This window comes from Streptomyces sp. NPDC056231 (assembly GCF_048270745.1).
In the GTDB taxonomy this organism is placed as follows: Bacteria; Actinomycetota; Actinomycetes; order Streptomycetales; family Streptomycetaceae; genus Streptomyces.
Genome location: NZ_JBLVKW010000020.1, coordinates 98687 through 114789, shown reverse-complemented (window position 1 = coordinate 114789; position 16103 = coordinate 98687). Strand labels below are relative to the sequence as shown.

At 70.2% G+C, this 16103-nt stretch carries 15 protein-coding genes and 1 pseudogene; 13 read left to right on the top strand and 3 right to left on the bottom strand.

Annotation, left to right across the window (positions count from 1 at the left end):
- The first annotated feature begins 73 nt into the window (after positions 1-73).
- From ACNPQM_RS18250 to ACNPQM_RS18235, 4 genes are read left to right on the top strand one after another with little or no spacing between them, the layout of a single operon-like run.
- A complete protein-coding gene (locus tag ACNPQM_RS18250; RefSeq protein WP_358861948.1) occupies positions 74-997 on the top strand; it encodes an ABC transporter permease in 924 nt (307 codons plus the stop codon).
- Positions 990-1964, top strand: a complete 975-nt coding sequence (locus ACNPQM_RS18245) for an ABC transporter permease (RefSeq protein WP_358861947.1) — start codon at positions 990-992, stop codon at positions 1962-1964. The genes ACNPQM_RS18250 and ACNPQM_RS18245 overlap by 8 nt, the downstream gene beginning before the upstream one ends.
- A gap of 13 nt (positions 1965-1977) precedes the next feature.
- Positions 1978-2955 carry an ABC transporter ATP-binding protein gene (locus tag ACNPQM_RS18240; RefSeq protein WP_358861946.1) on the top strand — a complete coding sequence of 326 codons (978 nt, stop codon included), beginning with the start codon at positions 1978-1980 and terminating at the stop codon, positions 2953-2955.
- Complete coding sequence (locus tag ACNPQM_RS18235) at positions 2945-4042, top strand: ABC transporter ATP-binding protein (protein ID WP_358861945.1); 1098 nt, start codon at positions 2945-2947, stop codon at positions 4040-4042. The genes ACNPQM_RS18240 and ACNPQM_RS18235 overlap by 11 nt, the downstream gene beginning before the upstream one ends.
- 192 nt (positions 4043-4234) lie before the next feature.
- On the opposite strand, the gene ACNPQM_RS18230 is transcribed toward ACNPQM_RS18235, so the two are convergent.
- Entirely contained in the window at positions 4235-6367 is a 2133-nt protein-coding gene (locus ACNPQM_RS18230; RefSeq protein ID WP_418084799.1) for an alpha/beta fold hydrolase, read from the bottom strand.
- Positions 6368-6572: 205 nt separating this feature from the next.
- Here ACNPQM_RS18230 and ACNPQM_RS18225 point away from each other — a divergent pair, with 205 nt between their 5' ends.
- The 9 genes from ACNPQM_RS18225 (at position 6573) to ACNPQM_RS18185 (ending at position 14701) form a co-directional block, all read left to right on the top strand.
- Positions 6573-6767 (top strand): hypothetical protein, encoded by a 195-nt coding sequence (locus ACNPQM_RS18225; RefSeq protein WP_358861943.1) that lies wholly within the window; start codon positions 6573-6575, stop codon positions 6765-6767.
- Between the two features lie 115 nt (positions 6768-6882).
- Complete coding sequence (gene mshB / locus ACNPQM_RS18220; protein WP_418084798.1) at positions 6883-7821, top strand: N-acetyl-1-D-myo-inositol-2-amino-2-deoxy-alpha-D-glucopyranoside deacetylase; 939 nt, start codon at positions 6883-6885, stop codon at positions 7819-7821.
- Positions 7818-8264, top strand: coding sequence for a DUF6113 family protein (locus tag ACNPQM_RS18215; RefSeq protein ID WP_418084797.1), 447 nt, complete (start codon positions 7818-7820; stop codon positions 8262-8264). The genes mshB and ACNPQM_RS18215 overlap by 4 nt, the downstream gene beginning before the upstream one ends.
- A 175-nt stretch (positions 8265-8439) precedes the next feature.
- Positions 8440-10545, top strand: coding sequence for a hypothetical protein (locus tag ACNPQM_RS18210; protein ID WP_418084796.1), 2106 nt, complete (start codon positions 8440-8442; stop codon positions 10543-10545).
- A 137-nt stretch (positions 10546-10682) separates the two neighbouring features.
- Positions 10683-11621, top strand: a complete 939-nt coding sequence (locus tag ACNPQM_RS18205; RefSeq protein ID WP_418084795.1) for an ABC transporter ATP-binding protein — start codon at positions 10683-10685, stop codon at positions 11619-11621.
- Positions 11615-12370 carry an ABC transporter permease gene (locus ACNPQM_RS18200; RefSeq protein WP_358861938.1) on the top strand — a complete coding sequence of 252 codons (756 nt, stop codon included), beginning with the start codon at positions 11615-11617 and terminating at the stop codon, positions 12368-12370. Before ACNPQM_RS18205 ends, ACNPQM_RS18200 begins: the two co-directional genes overlap by 7 nt.
- Positions 12367-13545 carry a sensor histidine kinase gene (locus ACNPQM_RS18195; RefSeq protein ID WP_418084794.1) on the top strand — a complete coding sequence of 393 codons (1179 nt, stop codon included), beginning with the start codon at positions 12367-12369 and terminating at the stop codon, positions 13543-13545. Before ACNPQM_RS18200 ends, ACNPQM_RS18195 begins: the two co-directional genes overlap by 4 nt.
- Positions 13542-14153: a response regulator transcription factor gene (locus tag ACNPQM_RS18190; protein WP_358861936.1), complete on the top strand. Its 612-nt coding sequence runs from the start codon at positions 13542-13544 to the stop codon at positions 14151-14153. Before ACNPQM_RS18195 ends, ACNPQM_RS18190 begins: the two co-directional genes overlap by 4 nt.
- Before the next feature lie 92 nt (positions 14154-14245).
- On the top strand, positions 14246-14701 hold the full coding sequence (locus ACNPQM_RS18185) for a GNAT family N-acetyltransferase (protein ID WP_358861935.1): 456 nt from the start codon (positions 14246-14248) through the stop codon (positions 14699-14701).
- A 213-nt stretch (positions 14702-14914) separates the two neighbouring features.
- Here the strand turns inward: ACNPQM_RS18185 and ACNPQM_RS18180 are convergent, their stop codons facing one another.
- Both ACNPQM_RS18180 and ACNPQM_RS18175 read right to left on the bottom strand, forming a co-directional pair.
- On the bottom strand, positions 14915-15664 hold the full coding sequence (locus tag ACNPQM_RS18180; RefSeq protein ID WP_418084793.1) for a class F sortase: 750 nt from the start codon (positions 15662-15664) through the stop codon (positions 14915-14917).
- 152 nt (positions 15665-15816) lie between these two features.
- Positions 15817-16103, bottom strand: a pseudogene (locus ACNPQM_RS18175) (hypothetical protein); the annotation flags it as partial.

Genomic DNA, 16103 nt, shown 5'->3' with positions numbered 1-16103 from the left:
CCGGTGCACCCTCGCACCGGCCACCCGGCTTCCCCATCCCGAGCAACTGCCCCCGCGACCCCCGGAGCCCCTCATGGGACGTTATGTGATCCGGCGGCTGCTGCAGATGATCCCGGTCTTCTTCGGCACCACGCTGTTGATCTTCCTCATGGTGAACGTGATGGGTGACCCCATCGCGGGTCTCTGCGGCGAGCGACAGTGCGATCCTGCGACCGCTGCCCGACTCCGTGCGGAATTCGGCCTCGATAAGCCGGTCTGGCAGCAGTACCTCACCTACATGGGCAATGTCTTCACCGGCGACTTCGGCACCGCGTTCAACGGCCAGAAGGTCACCGAGCTGATGGCCACCGCCTTCCCCATCACCCTCAGGCTCACCATCGTCGCGATCGTCTTCGAGATCGTCATCGGCATCAGCCTCGGCGTCGTCACCGGCCTGCGGCGCGGCCGGCCCGTCGACACCACCGTGCTGATCCTGACCCTCGTCGTGATCTCCGTCCCGACGTTCGTCACCGGTCTGCTGCTCCAGCTCCTCCTCGGTGTCCAGTGGGGCATCATCAAGCCGTCCGTCTCCCCGGAGGCGCCGGTCAACGAGCTGCTCGTCCCCGGACTCGTTCTCGCCTCCGTCTCCCTGGCGTACGTCACCCGGCTCACCCGGACCTCGATCGCCGAGAACGCCCGCGCCGACTATGTCCGTACCGCGGTCGCCAAGGGTCTCCCCAGGCGCCGGGTCGTCGTCCGGCACCTGCTGCGCAACTCGCTGATTCCCGTCGTCACCTTCATCGGTACGGACGTGGGCGCCCTGATGGGAGGGGCGATCGTCACCGAGCGCATCTTCAACATCCACGGCGTCGGCTACCAGCTCTACCAGGGCATCCTGCGCCAGAACTCCCAGACCGTCGTCGGGTTCGTCACCATCCTGGTCCTCGTCTTCCTGGCGGCCAACCTGGTCGTCGACCTCCTGTACGCCGTACTCGACCCGAGGATCCGCTATGCCTGAGCAGACGCCGGACGAAGCGATCTCCGCGGGAGGAGCGGGTGCGGGGATGGGCCTTGCCATGGGGGAAGGGGAGACGCTGGAGAAGACCCCGGGCGGCCCCGAGGGAACCGGACCCGCTGAGAAGCCGCGCAGTCTCTGGTCGGACGCCTGGCGCGACCTGCGCCGCAACCCGGTCTTCATCATCTCCGCCCTGATCATCCTCTTCCTGGTGATCATCTCGATCTGGCCGTCGTTGATCGCGGACCAGGACCCCCTCAACTGCGATCTGGGCAAGGCCCAGGAAGGCTCCCAGCCGGGCCATCCGTTCGGCTTCGACGGGCAGGGCTGCGACGTCTACACCCGTACCGTCTACGGAGCCAGGGCCTCGGTCACCGTCGGCGTCTGCGCCACCCTCGGGGTCTCGCTCCTCGGCGGCATCCTGGGCGGGCTGGCCGGCTTCTTCGGCGGCTGGTGGGACTCGGTCCTCTCCCGTATCACCGATGTCTTCTTCGGTATCCCGGTCGTCCTCGGCGGTCTGGTCTTCCTCTCCGTGGTGACGGGATCCACCGTGTGGCCGGTGATCGGCTTCATCGTCCTGCTGGGCTGGCCGCAGATCGCCCGTATCGCCCGCGGCTCGGTCATCACCGCCAAACAGAACGACTACGTGCAGGCGGCCCGCGCGCTCGGCGCCTCCAACAGCCGGATGATGCTCCGCCACATCACCCCGAACGCCATCGCCCCGGTCATCGTCGTCGCGACCATCGCCCTCGGTACGTACATCTCGCTGGAGGCGACCCTCTCGTACCTCGGTGTCGGACTGAAACCACCGGCGGTCTCCTGGGGCATCGACATCTCCGCAGCCTCCCCGTACATCCGCAACGCCCCGCACATGCTGCTCTGGCCCGCCGGGGCGCTGGCGATCACCGTGCTCGCGTTCATCATGCTGGGCGACGCGGTCCGCGACGCCCTCGACCCCAAGCTGCGCTGAGGAGCCCACCACGATGTTGCTCGAAGTGCGCGATCTGCACGTGGAGTTCCACACCCGGGACGGGGTGGCCAAGGCTGTCAACGGGGTCAACTACTCGGTGGCCGAAGGTGAGACGCTCGCCGTGCTCGGCGAGTCCGGCTCCGGCAAGTCGGTCACCGCGCAGGCGATCATGGGGATCCTCGACATGCCCCCCGGGAAGATCAGCGGCGGCGAGATCGTCTTCAAGGGCCGCGATCTGCTGAAACTGAAGGCGGAGGAGCGCCGGAAGGTCCGCGGTCAGCAGATGGCCATGATCTTCCAGGACGCCCTGTCCTCCCTCAACCCCGTGCTCAGCGTGGGGGAACAGCTCGGCGAGATGTTCGTGGTGCACCGTGGGGCGTCCCGCAAGGACGCCAGGCTGAAGGCCATCGAGCTGATGGACCGGGTCCGTATCCCCGCCGCGAAGGAACGGGCCGGGAACTACCCGCACCAGTTCTCCGGCGGCATGCGCCAGCGCATCATGATCGCCATGGCGCTGGCGCTGGAACCGTCGCTGATCATCGCGGACGAACCCACCACCGCCCTCGATGTGACCGTCCAGGCCCAGGTGATGGACCTCCTCGCCGAGCTCCAGCGCGAGCTCAACATGGGCCTCATCCTGATCACCCACGACCTGGGTGTGGTCGCCGATGTCGCCGACTACATCGCCGTGATGTATGCGGGCCGGATCGTCGAGTCGGCCCCCGTCCACGAGATCTACAAGGCGCCCGCCCACCCGTACACCAAGGGCCTGCTCCAGTCGATTCCGCGGCTGGACCAGAAGGGCCAGGAGCTGTACGCCATCAAGGGGCTGCCGCCCAACCTGCTGCGCATCCCGCCCGGCTGCGCCTTCAACCCGCGCTGCCCGATGGCCCAGGAGATCTGCCGCGGCGAGGTGCCGCCGCTGTTCGAGGTGGCCGAACACCGTGAGAGCGCCTGCTACTTCTGGAAGGAGACGCTCGATGCGCGCTGAACAGGGGGGCATTCGCACGGGCGGCGAACCCATTCTGGAGGTCATCGACCTCGTCAAGCACTACCCGCTGACCCAGGGCATCCTGATCAAGAAGCAGATCGGTGCGGTCAAGGCGGTCGACGGTGTCTCGTTCGAGCTGGCCGTGGGCGAGACCCTCGGCATCGTGGGGGAGTCCGGCTGCGGCAAGTCGACCGTCGCCAAGATGCTCGTCCATCTGGAGCAGCCGACGTCCGGCGCGATCAAGTACAAGGGCGAGGACATCACCAAGCTGTCCGGGCGCGCGCTGAAGGCCGTGCGGCGCAATATCCAGATGGTGTTCCAGGACCCGTACACCTCGCTCAATCCGCGGATGACGGTCGGCGACATCATCGGGGAGCCGTACGAGATCCACCCCGAGGTCGCGCCCAAGGGCGAGCGGCGGCGCAAGGTGCAGGACCTGCTCGATGTAGTCGGCCTCAACCCGGAGTACATCAACCGCTATCCGCACCAGTTCTCCGGCGGCCAGCGCCAGCGCATCGGCATCGCCCGCGGGCTGGCCCTCCACCCCGAGATCATCGTCGCCGACGAACCGGTCTCGGCCCTCGACGTCTCCGTACAGGCCCAGGTCATCAACCTGCTCGACCGGCTGCAGGCGGAGTTCAACCTGAGTTACGTCTTCATCGCGCACGATCTCTCGATCGTCCGGCACATCTCCGACCGGGTGGGCGTGATGTACCTGGGCAGGCTCGCCGAGATCGGTACGGACGAGCAGATCTACGAGCACCCCACGCACCCGTACACCCAGGCTCTGCTGTCCGCGGTGCCGGTGCCGGACCCGATGGCGCGCGCGTACCGCGAGCGGATCATCCTGCACGGCGACGTGCCGTCCCCGGCCAACCCGCCGTCCGGCTGCCGCTTCCGTACCCGCTGCTGGAAGGCGCAGGAGCGGTGCGCAGTGGAGGTGCCGCTGCTCGCGGTCCCGGCCGTCTTCCGCCTGACGGACACCGCGGCAGCACACGATTCGGCGTGCCATTTCGCGGAGGAGAAGCAGGTGGTGCCGCCGGAGGAGCAGGGCGGGCCCGGTGAGCCGGCTGCACCCGACGACTGAGCCGGCTGCACCCGACCCCGCCCCCACTGCCCAGGACCGGCGCCACGGCTACCCGCAGCCCGGTCTGTTCGGGCCCCCGCCGCCCTCCCAGCCCCCACCGGGCCGGGTAGGGCCCGCCGGGCCGTCGGAAGGCGTCGAGGGGCTCCCTCCGGGCCTTCGAGCCCGGAGGGAGCCGGAGGACGGCGCGCCCGCCTACCTGTCCAGCCCCAGTGCCCGCTTCAGGAAGTCCACCTGCAACAGCAGCAGATTCTCCGCAACCTGCTCCTGCGGAGTCATGTGCGTGACCCCGCTCAGCGGCAGCACCTCGTGCGGCCGCCCGGCCGAGAGCAGCGCCGATGACAGCCGCAGCGAGTGCGCGACCACCACGTTGTCGTCCGCCAGCCCGTGGATGATCATCATCGGCCGGACCTGGTCCGCGGCCTCGGACAGCCCGTCGTCGGTGAGGAGCGAGTTGTACGCGTACACCTCGGGCTGCTCGGCCGGATCGCCGAGATAGCGCTCGGTGTAGTGCGTGTCGTACAGCCGCAGGTCGGTCACCGGCGCACCCACCACTGCCGCATGGAAGACGTCCGGCCGCCGGAGCGCGGCCATGGCCGCCAGGTATCCGCCGTACGACCAGCCGCGGATCGCCACCCTGGAGAGATCCAGCGGGAACCTTTCGGCGAGCGCGTGCAGCGCGTCCACCTGGTCGTCGAGGCTGAGGGCGAAATTGTTCTTGACCGCCTTCTCCCAGCCGGGTGAGCGCCCCGGTGCTCCGCGGCCGTCCGCGACGACGACCGCGAAGCCCTGATCGGCGAACCACTGCGACGTCAGGTGCGGATTATGGGCGGCGAGGACCCGCCGCCCGTGCGGTCCACCGTACGGATCCATCAGGACCGGAAGCGGGCCATCCGACTCCTGATAGCCGGTGGGGAGCAGCACGGCGCACGGAATCCGCCGTGCGCCCCCCTCGGTGAACTGCACCCGGGCCGTCAGAACCGGCTCCTCCGCGTGGTTCGAGACCGTCGCGACCTGCTTGCCGCTCCGGAGCACCCGCACCTCCGTGCCGGGCCGCTCCGGCGACGTCGAGACCAGCACGGTCACCTCGCCCGCCCGGACCGCGGAGTGCACCCCCGCCCCCTCGGAGAGCCGCTCCACGCCCAGTTCATTGACCCGGTAGACATGGCTCTGCCCGATCTCCGGCTCCGTCGCGTCCTCGCCCGCCGAAGCCGACACCAGGACGTCCGACTCACCGATGTCCAGGACCGCCTGGATCTGCAACTGCGCCCCGGTGAGCGGCCGGTCACCGACCGCGAGGACCCGCGCCCCGCCCTCGTCGACGATCCGCACGAGGCGCCCGTCCGGCGCCCACGCGGGTACCCCGGGGAACAGGTCCAGCCACACCGGGTCCTCGTCGACGTGAACCGTGCGCGTCGCACCGCTCTCCGTGTCCACCGCGAGAAAGAGCTGACTGCGCTGGTCACGGGCCTGCACCAGGATCAGCGGGGCGCCGTCCGACGACCAGTGCACCTGCGCCAGATACGGATACCGGGCCCGGTCCCACACCACCTCGGTACGGGCCCCGTCCAGGTCCGTCACCAGAAGCCGTACCTCCGCGTTGGGTGTCCCCGCCGCCGGGTACGCGACCTCGGCGGGCTTGCGGTCGGGGTGTGCCGGGTCGGCGATCCACCACCGCTTCACCGCACTGTCGTCGACCCTGGCCACCAGTAGCCGGTCCGACTCCGGCGACCACCAGAAGCCGCGCGACCGCTGCATCTCCTCGGCCGCGATGAACTCCGCGAGGCCGTACGAGATGTGCGCGTCCTCCGGTTCCGCGAGCGCCCGGTCCCCGTCACCCTCCGCCCCCACGACGCGCAATGCGCCCTTCGATACGTACGCGACATGGCGCCCGTCGGGCGACGGGCGCGGGTCCAGCACCGGGCCCGGCACCGGCAGCGCGCGGGCCGTCCCGGCCCTCAACTCGGCGACGTACACCTTTCCGGAGAGCGCGAAAGCCGCCAACTCGGCTGCGGAGTCGACCGCATAGCCGACGATCCCCGCGGACCCCTCGCGGCTCCGCTCGCGCCGCGCCCGCTCCTGCGGCGACAGCTTCTCCGCCGAACCGCCCAGCAGCGCCTCGGGGTCGGCGACGACCCGCTCCTTCGGCGTGGAACCGTCCGCCAGGTCCAGCACCCACAGCCGGTTGGCGCGGTCCGTGCCGGAGGCCGACCGCAGGAAGATCACCCGCTCCCCGTCCGGTGAGACGGTGAACGCCCGCGGAGCACCGAGGGTGAACCGCTGCGTTCTGGCGTGCTGACGGGGAAACGAGAGCTTCTGCGAAGTCATACTCCCGAACCCTAGGGCCTGATCGGAGCGGGAACCACGGAACCGGATACGGCGCCCGACCGCCCGGTCGTGCGCCCCCTTGTGCTGCTGTGCCCCGATCAATGCGATGGCACGGATAGTTATGATCCATAGCGCTCGGTGGGTATGAACCTGCTGGCTCCATGTGTGCTGCCCGTCCCGACCGTACTGATGGAGGTGAACCGCCGTGGCACTCTCGATTTCGGCGGTGGTGCTGCTGGCGATCGTCGTCTTCCTGCTGATCCGGAAAGCCGGACTGAAGGGCGGACATGCGGTGGTCTGCATGCTGCTCGGTTTCTATCTCGCGAGTTCGTCCATGGCACCCACCATCTCGGAGCTGACCACGAATGTGGCCGGCATGATCGGCGACATCAGGTTCTGATCCGGGGCCCCTTCGGATCATGCCGGGCGCGCGGGGCCCGGCAGGCGTGGCTGCGACGGGCTCCGGCCCCCTCCGTGGTCGGCCCACAGGGCAGTCGGCTCGTAGGGTGGGTCCCATGACGGACCTTCCCGCCCGTCGTCTGCTCCTGGTGCATGCGCACCCCGACGACGAGTCGATCAACAATGGCGCCACCATGGCCCTGTACGCGGCCCAGGGCGCCCGGGTCACTCTGGTGACCTGCACGCGTGGCGAGGAGGGCGAGGTCATCCCGCCCGAACTCGCCCATCTCGCGGCCGACCGGGACGACACCCTGGGCGACCACCGCATCGGTGAACTTGCTGCCGCGATGAAGGAGCTCGGGGTCACCGACCACCGTTTTCTCGGCGGACCCGGACGGTTCCGCGACTCCGGGATGATGGGCGCAGAGCAGAATCACCGCCCCGGCTCCTTCTGGAACACGGACGTGGACGAGGCCGCCGGGTACCTCGTGGAGGTGATCCGCTCGGTACGCCCGCAGGTCCTCGTCACGTATGACCCCGACGGCGGGTACGGGCACCCCGACCACATCCAGGCGCACCGTGTCGCGATGCGCGCCGCGGACCTGGCGGCCGACCCCGCGTACCGCGACGGACCCGGTGCCCCGCACGCCATCGACAAGATCTACTGGAACCGGGTGCCGCGCTCCGTCGCCGAACAGGCCTTCGCGCGGCTGCGCTCGACGGCTCCCGACGCCTTCCCGGGGATCGCCGCGATCAACGACGTACCGGGTGTGGTGAACGACACTCGGATCACCACGGAGATCAACGGTGCCGCCCACGCGGGGGCCAAGACGGCCGCGATGCGGGCACACCGCACCCAGATCGCCGTGGACGGCCCGTTCTTCGCCCTCTCGAACGATCTGGGTCAGCCCGTCTTCACCACCGAGTACTACGAGTTGGTACGCGGAACATCCGGAGCGCCCGCGGGTGCACGGGAACACGATCTCTTCGCAGGCGTACCGGGCGCATCGGGTGCGGAGGACGTGCCAGGGGCTGAGTCGGGAGCACGGTCATGAGCAGCGGCAAGCAGCGTCGTCCCCGCACCGGCACCCCACCCCCGGAGCCCGCGCCCACCGGTCTCGCCGCACCCCTGAAACCGGGCCGCATCTGGGCCTACCTGGGCCTCGCGGTCCTCGGTGCGCTCGTCGGGCTCGCCGGAGCGTTGGTCCAAGCCGCCTGGTTCCCGGGCGGTTTGCTGCTCGCACTGGTGGCCTGCGCCGGACTGTTCTACGGAGGCCGCCTGCTCATCGGGACCCAGACCGGCGCCCTCGCGCCGGCCGCGGGCTGGCTGATTTCGGTGATTGTTCTGCTCGGTGGGCGGCCGGAGGGCGACTACGTCTTCGGAGACGAACTGGGGCTCACCCTCTTCATGCTGGGAGGGATGGCCGTCGCTGTGATGTGTGCCACCATGTCGCGGTCGCCCCAACAGGGCGCCGACAACGGCCGACCTGGCAAGTAATGTGCCACGTCCGATCCCGTAATGCCCCCTGTCCATCCGGGAGGCGCACCGTCGTTTCCCCCGGTCGCGGGGTGTCTGTCGGTGGCGGCCAGTATGGTGGTTCGCGCGCCGAGCCGTCCCCTGGCCTGCGGCATGGGGGAAGTACGGGCGGCGGAGCCAATCGGGAGAACCTGCTTTGAGTCGTGAAACTGACAGTTCGTCCACCGGCGCCAAGGGGCGCGGGGGAGCCGCGTATCCCTCGGGTACGCCGCCGTACGGATCACGCCAGTATCCGTCGCTGCACCCTTCGCAGGACGCCCCGGAGGAGACCCCGGAGCCTGCGAGCCCGCCTCAGTCCGAAGAGCCGAGGACCGAGACGACGCTGACGACGCGTATCCGGATCAACATCCCCGGCTCGCGGCCCATCCCGCCGGTGGTGATGCGTACGCCGATGAGCGACGCCGACACGGACGCCTCGCGTGAGCGCACGGGCAGCACGCCGCGCCCGGGAGCACCCGCGTCGGGCGGCGCGTCGAGCGGGCCGGGTGCGCCGGGCGGACCGGCCGCCGACGTGAGAGACGGCTCGGCGAGCGCGGAGCCGGGCGCCGAGAAGCCGGCCAGGGAGAAGAGCAGCAGCGACTGGTTCGCCCCGCGCAAGGCACCGACGAACACGTCGGTGGTCGACGCCGCGGCCGGCCCGGCCGGCAGTGCCGCCGCCGGATCCGCCGGTGCGGGCGGGGATGCCGGGTCCGGTGCTCCCACCCCGCCGCGCGCCGATCTGCCGTACTTCTCGGAAGGCCCGCAGCGCACCGGCGACCAGGGCGCACCCCGCCCCGGCGACGACTCCGCGGCCCCGGGCGGGCCGCGTGCCACGCCGAATCTCGGTGTGCGTACGCCGGGCCCGTCCGGCCCGACGACCGGCCCGGTCACCGGCACCTCGTCCCTGACCTCCCCCCTCGGCGGACCGGACGGCTTCGGCCCCGGCTCCGGCCCGGCGGTTCCGGGTGCGGGCCAGACGCATCCCGGCGGACCGTCCGCTCCCGGCGCCCCCGGTGGCGTACCCCCGCGGATGTCCGACGACACGGCCATCCTCACGCCGCAGTTCGCACCGCCCGGCCCCGGCGGCCATGTCTCGGGGGAGACGCTCAACAGCGGTATCCCTGCCGTCCCGCCGGAGCGCCGCTCGGCGTCCGCCCCGTCCCCGTTCTCGAACGCGGGCGGCCCGGGGGGGCCCGGCCCGCGTGCCGACCTGTCGCCCCGGAACCCGAACGACCCGATGGGCAGCGGACCGGCAGGACCGGGCGGCCCCGCCGCCCGGACGCCCGCCCCCGCCGGCCCTGCCCCCGCGAAGAAGAAGGGCCGCTCGAAGCCGGTCCTGCTCGGCGCGGGCGTCGTTGTCCTGGCCGGTGTGGCCTACGGCGCGGGGCTGCTGATGAACCACTCCGAGGTTCCCAAGGGCACCACCGTCCTCGGCGTCGACATCGGCGGCGGCACGAAGGAGCAGGCCGTCGCCAAGCTGGACGCGGCTCTCGGCGAGCGCGCCAAGACCCCTCTCCAGCTCTCCGTCGACGGCAAGAGCGAGAAGCTCGCCCCGGAGAAGGCCGGTCTCGCGCTGGACAGTGTGGAGACCGTGCGCGGCGCCGCGGGCAGCGACTACAACCCGGTCTCCGTGATCGGCTCCCTCTTCGGTGCCGAGCGCAAGGCCGACCCGGTGATCCCGGTCGACGAGGAGAAGCTCGGGGTCGCGCTGACGGACCTGGCGGGAGTGTCCGGCTCCGCCAACGACGGCACGATCAAGTTCGAGCCGGGCAGGGCCGTCGCGGTCCCCGGCAAGGTGGGCAAGACGCTGGACGTCAACAGGTCGATGATCTCGGTGCGGGACGCGTACCGCGCCCAGGTGCAGACGGGCAAGCCGGCCACGGTCCAACTGCCCGTCACCACCCGCCAGCCCACCATCGCCCAGGCCGAACTGGACCGGGCGATGAAGGACTTCGCGAAGCCCGCGATGTCCGGCCTGATCACGATCAAGGCGGGGGCGAAGCAGATCCAGTTCGGACCGGCAAAGTCGCTGCCGCAGATCCTCTCCATGAAGGCGGTCGACGGCCGGCTGGTCGAGGTCTACGACAAGTCCGCGATCGACACCCTCTGTGACGGCGTCTTCGACGGCATCATGATCACCAAGGGTGACGGCCAGAAGCACCAGCTCAGTGCGGACGACGTGGCACACGCCATGCAGACCGCGCTGCTCGGCAAGACCCCCGCCGAGCGCACCGCCACCATCGCCCTCAACGGCAACGGATAGCACCAAAAGTACGGATCCCCATGACGCCGTCTCCCGTTCCGGGGGGCGGCGTCATGCGTGGGGCATGACATCTGTCATCCCCGATTCACGACCCGTGACCCTGCCGGGCGGGCACCCGGCTCCGCCAGGCTGTGCGCATGACAGCGACAGCCACCGAAGCCACCACCGCGCACGCCGCAGTGGTCAGCTTCGACCAGGTCAGCAAGGCGTACGGAGACGTACGCGCCGTCGACGGGCTCACCCTCGACCTGCACCCCGGCGAGACCGTGGCGCTCCTCGGCCCCAACGGCGCCGGCAAGTCCTCCACTCTCGACCTGCTCCTCGGCCTGCGCACCGCGGACTCCGGCACGGTCCGGCTCTTCGGCAGGTCCCCGCAGGAGGCGATCGCCAAGGGCCGGGTCGGCGCGATGCTGCAGACCGGCGGCCTGATGGAGGACGTCACCGTCGAGGAGCTCGTCCGGCTCGTCTGCGATCTGCACCCGCGGTCGTACCCGGTCGGCGACGTGCTGGCCCGCGCGGGCATCACGTCGATCGCCGACCGGATGGTCAACAAGCTCTCCGGCGGCCAGGAGCAGCGCGTACGGTTCGCGCTCGCCACCGCGGGGGCCAGTGACCTGATCGTCCTCGACGAGCCGACCACCGGCATGGACGTCACCGCCCGCCAGGCGTTCTGGGCCACCATGCGGGAACAGGCCGACCAGGGCCGTACCGTCCTGTTCGCCACCCACTACCTCGAAGAGGCCGACGCGATCGCCGACCGCGTGCTCGTCCTCCACAAGGGCCGGCTTCTCGCCGACGGCACCGCCGCCGAGATCAAGGCGAAGGCCGGGGCCCGCCGGATCTCGTTCGAACTGGAGGGCCCGATCGACGAATCGGCCCTGCGCGGACTGCCGTTCCTGTCCGTGCTCGACGTCAGCGGCAACCGGGTCCGTATCCAGTCGCACAACGCCGACGCGACCGTCCACGCGGTCTACGCACTCGGTCTCTACCCGCGCGAACTCGAAGTCGCAGGACTCGGCCTGGAGCAGGCCTTCGTCGCCATCACCGAGGCCGAGGAGGCCAGGACCGCATGCTGAATTTCTTCTCGTGGGCGCTCATCAAACTCGAAGTGACCCGCACCCTGCGGAACAAGAAGTTCATGTTCTTCTCGGTCATTTATCCGTCGTTCATCTACCTGCTGATCTCCGGCACCCGGAACACCACGGACAAGGTCCCGCACACCGATCTGACCATGCAGGCGTTCTTCATGGTCTCGATGGCCTCCTTCGGTGCGCTGACCGCCGTCCTCATGGGTAACAGCGAGCGCATCGCCAAGGAGCGCGAGAAGGGCTGGGTCCGCCAGCTGCGCCTCACCCCGCTGCCCAGCCGCGGCTACGTCCTCGCGAAGATCGCCAGCGCCGCGATGGTCACCCTGCCGTGCATCGTGGTCGTGTTCCTGGTCGCCGCCGTCGTCAAGCACGTACGGATGGAGACCTGGCAGTGGTTCGCGCTGATCGGGGTCATCTGGGCCGGATCGCTGGTCTTCGCCGCACTCGGGGTCGCCATCGGCTACATCGCCAGCGGGGACGCGGTCCGCCCGATCACCATGATCATCTATTTCGGTCTGTCGATCCTCGGCGGCCTGTGGATGCCGAGCGCGACCTTCCCGCAGTGGCTTCAGAACATTTCCGAGTGGCTGCCCACCCACGCGTACGCTGCACTTGGCCAGGCAGTCGAGATGGGCGGCTCGCCGCATGCCAAGGACGTCGCCATCCTCTGCGCCTACTTCCTGCTCTTCGCGGGTGGCGCGGCCTGGCTCTACCGGAAGGACACCCTGAAGGCGTGAACGACGACGAGACGTTCGTGGGGATCGGGCGCTCGCCGGCCAACCGCCGTCAGGTGGGCGTCAAGCTGCTCTGGATCGGCATCTGGCTCGCGTTCATGGGCGCCCCCCTCAAGGACCTCATCGACGGCAACCACACCCCATGGGCCGCTGCGCTCGGCGCCCTCGGCCTGCTGGTCTTCGTCGGGACGTACCTGGTCCTGGTCTTCCGGCACACCTCGAAGGCGCTGGACCGCCGCCGGGTCGGGGCGACGGTCGCCTTCCTCGGCACCCTGGCAGCCGTCCTCTCCCTGACGCTGGGCACCCCGTGGCTGGTCCTCTTCGTGTACGTCTCCGTCACCGTCGGGGCCACCCTGCCCCTGCGGACCGCCGGCTGGCTGATCCCCGTCGTCACCGCCGTACTCGTCGGCATCGGCCTGACCGGCGACCATCCGGGTGATGTCATCACCGCCCTGGTCTTCCCCGCTCTGCTCGGCGGGTTCGCCATGACCGGCGTACGGCAGATGATCCGCACGACGATCGAGCTGCGCGAGGCCCGCGCCACTGTCGCCCAGCTCGCCGCCAACGAGGAACGGCTGCGGCTCGCCCGCGATCTGCACGACCTGCTCGGCCACTCCCTCTCCCTGATCACGCTCAAGAGCGAGCTGGCGGGGCGGATGCTTCCCGACCACCCCGACCAGGCGGCGCTCCAGGTCGCCGACATCGAACAGGTCAGCCGCCAGGCGCTGGTGGACGTCCGCAGTGCGGTCACCGGCTACCGGCGGCCCACCCTCCCCGGCGAACTCGCCGGGGCCCGTACCGCACTCGCCGCCGCGGGCATCGTCGCCGACATCCCGGCGGACGCCCCCGCCGAGCTCACCGAGAAGCCGGAGGAGGTCCTCGCCTGGGCGCTGCGGGAAGCCGTCACCAATGTCGTACGCCACAGCGGCGCCCGCCGCTGCGCGGTCACGCTCACCCCCCGGCAGACGCTCGACGGCCGGGTCCTCGAACTCACGGTGGAGGATGACGGCCGGGGCGGCTCCGGAACGAAGCCGGGAAACGGCCTCACCGGCATCAGCGAACGACTCGCCACTGTCGACGGCACGCTGACCACCCGGGCCACCAGCTCCGCTTCCGGCAAAGGCTTCACCCTCACACTCAGTGTTCCGCTCGGATCCGCCCTAGGATCCGGTGAATGAGCATGATCAGACTCCTCCTTGCCGAGGACCAGTCCATGGTGCGTGAGGCCCTTGCGGCGCTGCTCGGCCTGGAACCCGACATCGAGGTGGTGGCCCAGGTCGCCCGCGGTGACGAGGTCCTCGCGGCGGCCCGCGAGAATGCCGTCGATGTCGCCCTCCTCGACATCGAGATGCCGGGCATGACCGGCATCGAAGCGGCGGGCGTGCTGCGCCGGGAGCTCCCGGCCGTGAAGGTCGTCGTCGTCACGACGTTCGGCCGCCCCGGCTATCTGCGCCGAGCGATGGAGTCGGGCGCGGACGCGTTCCTGGTGAAGGACGCTCCGGCGTCCCAACTCGCGATAGCGGTACGGAAGGTGCTCGCCGGCGAACGCGTCATCGATCCGACCCTGGCGGCCGCCGCGCTTGCCGACGGCGCGAGCCCGCTGACCGAGCGCGAACGCGACGTGCTGCGCACGGCGGCCGACGGTTCCACCAATGCGGAGATCGCCACAGCCCTCCATCTGTCGCAGGGCACGGTCCGCAACTACCTGTCCACGGCGATCCAGAAGACGGCGGCACGCAACCGGGCGGAAGCGGTGCGCATCGCGAGCGAGAAGGGCTGGCTGTAGCGTCAGCCCGGGCGTGCGGCAGCCTTCGGCGCTCCCTGACCTGGAGATATTCCGGTTTCGCAGGATCGGTGGAGCTGGCACACTCCTGCTTCATGACGACTGGACGGAGCGCGGGCGTGAACCTGCGCGTCGGTGCGGAGGACGCGGAGCTCTCCGCCCGGCTGAGCGAAGAGCTGACCGCCTTCAACAACGATGCGACGGGCGCCCACGACGACCGGGGGCTCTCGGTGCGGGTCACCGACGAGGCGGGTGACCTGGTGGCGGGGCTGGTCGGCTGGACCTGGGGTGGCTGCGCGGGGATCTCCGAAGTGTGGGTGCGGGCCGACCGGCGTCACGAGGGGTGGGGCGCCCGACTGGTGCGCGCCGCCGAGGACGAGGCTCTGGCGCGCGGCTGCACCTCCGTGATCGTCTCGTCGATGTCCTTCCAGGCGCCCGGTTTCTACCGCCGACAGGGCTACCTGGAGACCGGGAGCGGCGGTGGGCTCCCGGGCGGCCACACCCGCCATCACTTCTTCAAGGAGTTGGCGCGGACGGAGAACGCCGGCTAGGTCCTGTCCTGTCGATCTTCGTGGGCCCGGAACCCTGGCACGGCACCTCGCCGCGTTGTCGGACTCGCCCACGTACGTCCAGTACGAGGACGATCCTCCGCCTTGCGATGCGCCGCACCAGGCGCCCCGGGCTGATCCACGAAGATCGACAGGACAGGACCTAGGAGGAGCTCACCCCGCTTGCCGGTCGGTCCAAGGGGCTGTCCCGGTGTTTCAGGCGCGCGTCTCCTTGTCGAGATGGGCGAACACCACCACGTTGTCCTTGTAGTCCTTGGCCTTCCTGTCGTAGTTGCCGCCGCACGTGATCAGTCGGAGCTGGGCGGACGGGGTGTCGGCGTACACCCGCTTGTCGGGGAAGTTCGCCTTGCTGAAGGTCTCCACCGAGTCGACCTTGAACGAGGCGACGCTGCCATCCGCCCTCGTGATGTCGACCGTGGCCCCCGGTTTCAGGAACCGAAGCTGCAGGAACACCGCCGGGCCGGTCGTCGTATCGACGTGACCTGCGACGATGGACGCGCCGCGCTCACCGGGCGTCACGCCGTCCTTGAACCAGCCCACCAGGTTCTTGTCGTTGGGGGGCGGGGCGTCGAGCTGTCCGGTCGGACCGATGGACAGGGGGGTGAAGGGGGCGTCGACGGCGATCGTCGGGATCCGGAGCCGCTTCGGCTTGGAACGGGTCATCGACAGCCCCTGGCTGGAAGCGGAGGCCGAGGGGGCGCTGGGGGCTGGGGCGCTGGGGGCTGGGGCGCCGGCTGCCGGGGCTCCCGGAACGCCGGGCCCGGGGACGGCGGGTGCGAGCACCGCGGGGGTGGTCAACGGCTTGTTGTCGTCCGAGATGCCGAGGGAGTTGTAGATCAGGAGCAGGCCCAGCCCTGTCGCTGCCGCGGGCCAGAGCAGGGCGCGGCCGATGGCGGGGGAATCGGGCCGGGAGGGGGCGGAATCGGACGACTGCGGGGCGGCCATGTGAGCGTGCCTTTCTTCTTTCCTTCTGCTGGGTGGCATCAGTCAGTTGGTGCTCGGTAAGCCGGTAGAACCGGGGAAACGCAGCCGCCGCGGTCGCCGCCCCGGGGGGACGGCGACCGCGACAGCTGCGCGAGATCAGCGGTTCAGTTCGTTCAGGCCACCGCGCCGCCCGGCGCCTGACGGCGGCGCATCTTGTACGCACCGACGCCGAGCCCACCGATGAGCAACGCCGAACCGGCAGCCAGACCGCCACCGGTCATCGCGGTCCCGCCGCCACCGGTGTGGACGCCACCGCGGGGCTTGCCGCTCTCGCCGTGGCCGCCGTTGTAGCCGCCCTCGCCGCCGCCCCGGCCGCCGTAGCCGCCTTCGTCGCCGGAGCCGCCCTCCTCGCCGTTGCCGTCGGAGTCGTTGCCGGGCTGCCACTCCTTGGCCACCGTCC

Bases quoted from the DNA above. Each gene is read 5' to 3' on its own strand.
- ACNPQM_RS18250 (WP_358861948.1), top strand. From the start codon at position 74: ATGGGACGTTATGTGATCCGGCGGCTGCTGCAGATGATCCCGGTCTTC.
- ACNPQM_RS18245 (WP_358861947.1), top strand. From the start codon at position 990: ATGCCTGAGCAGACGCCGGACGAAGCGATCTCCGCGGGAGGAGCGGGT.
- ACNPQM_RS18240 (WP_358861946.1), top strand. From the start codon at position 1,978: ATGTTGCTCGAAGTGCGCGATCTGCACGTGGAGTTCCACACCCGGGAC.
- ACNPQM_RS18235 (WP_358861945.1), top strand. From the start codon at position 2,945: ATGCGCGCTGAACAGGGGGGCATTCGCACGGGCGGCGAACCCATTCTG.
- ACNPQM_RS18230 (WP_418084799.1), bottom strand. From the start codon at position 6,367: ATGACTTCGCAGAAGCTCTCGTTTCCCCGTCAGCACGCCAGAACGCAG.
- mshB (WP_418084798.1), top strand. From the start codon at position 6,883: ATGACGGACCTTCCCGCCCGTCGTCTGCTCCTGGTGCATGCGCACCCC.
- ACNPQM_RS18215 (WP_418084797.1), top strand. From the start codon at position 7,818: ATGAGCAGCGGCAAGCAGCGTCGTCCCCGCACCGGCACCCCACCCCCG.
- ACNPQM_RS18205 (WP_418084795.1), top strand. From the start codon at position 10,683: ATGACAGCGACAGCCACCGAAGCCACCACCGCGCACGCCGCAGTGGTC.
- ACNPQM_RS18200 (WP_358861938.1), top strand. From the start codon at position 11,615: ATGCTGAATTTCTTCTCGTGGGCGCTCATCAAACTCGAAGTGACCCGC.
- ACNPQM_RS18190 (WP_358861936.1), top strand. From the start codon at position 13,542: ATGAGCATGATCAGACTCCTCCTTGCCGAGGACCAGTCCATGGTGCGT.
- ACNPQM_RS18185 (WP_358861935.1), top strand. From the start codon at position 14,246: ATGACGACTGGACGGAGCGCGGGCGTGAACCTGCGCGTCGGTGCGGAG.
- ACNPQM_RS18180 (WP_418084793.1), bottom strand. From the start codon at position 15,664: ATGGCCGCCCCGCAGTCGTCCGATTCCGCCCCCTCCCGGCCCGATTCC.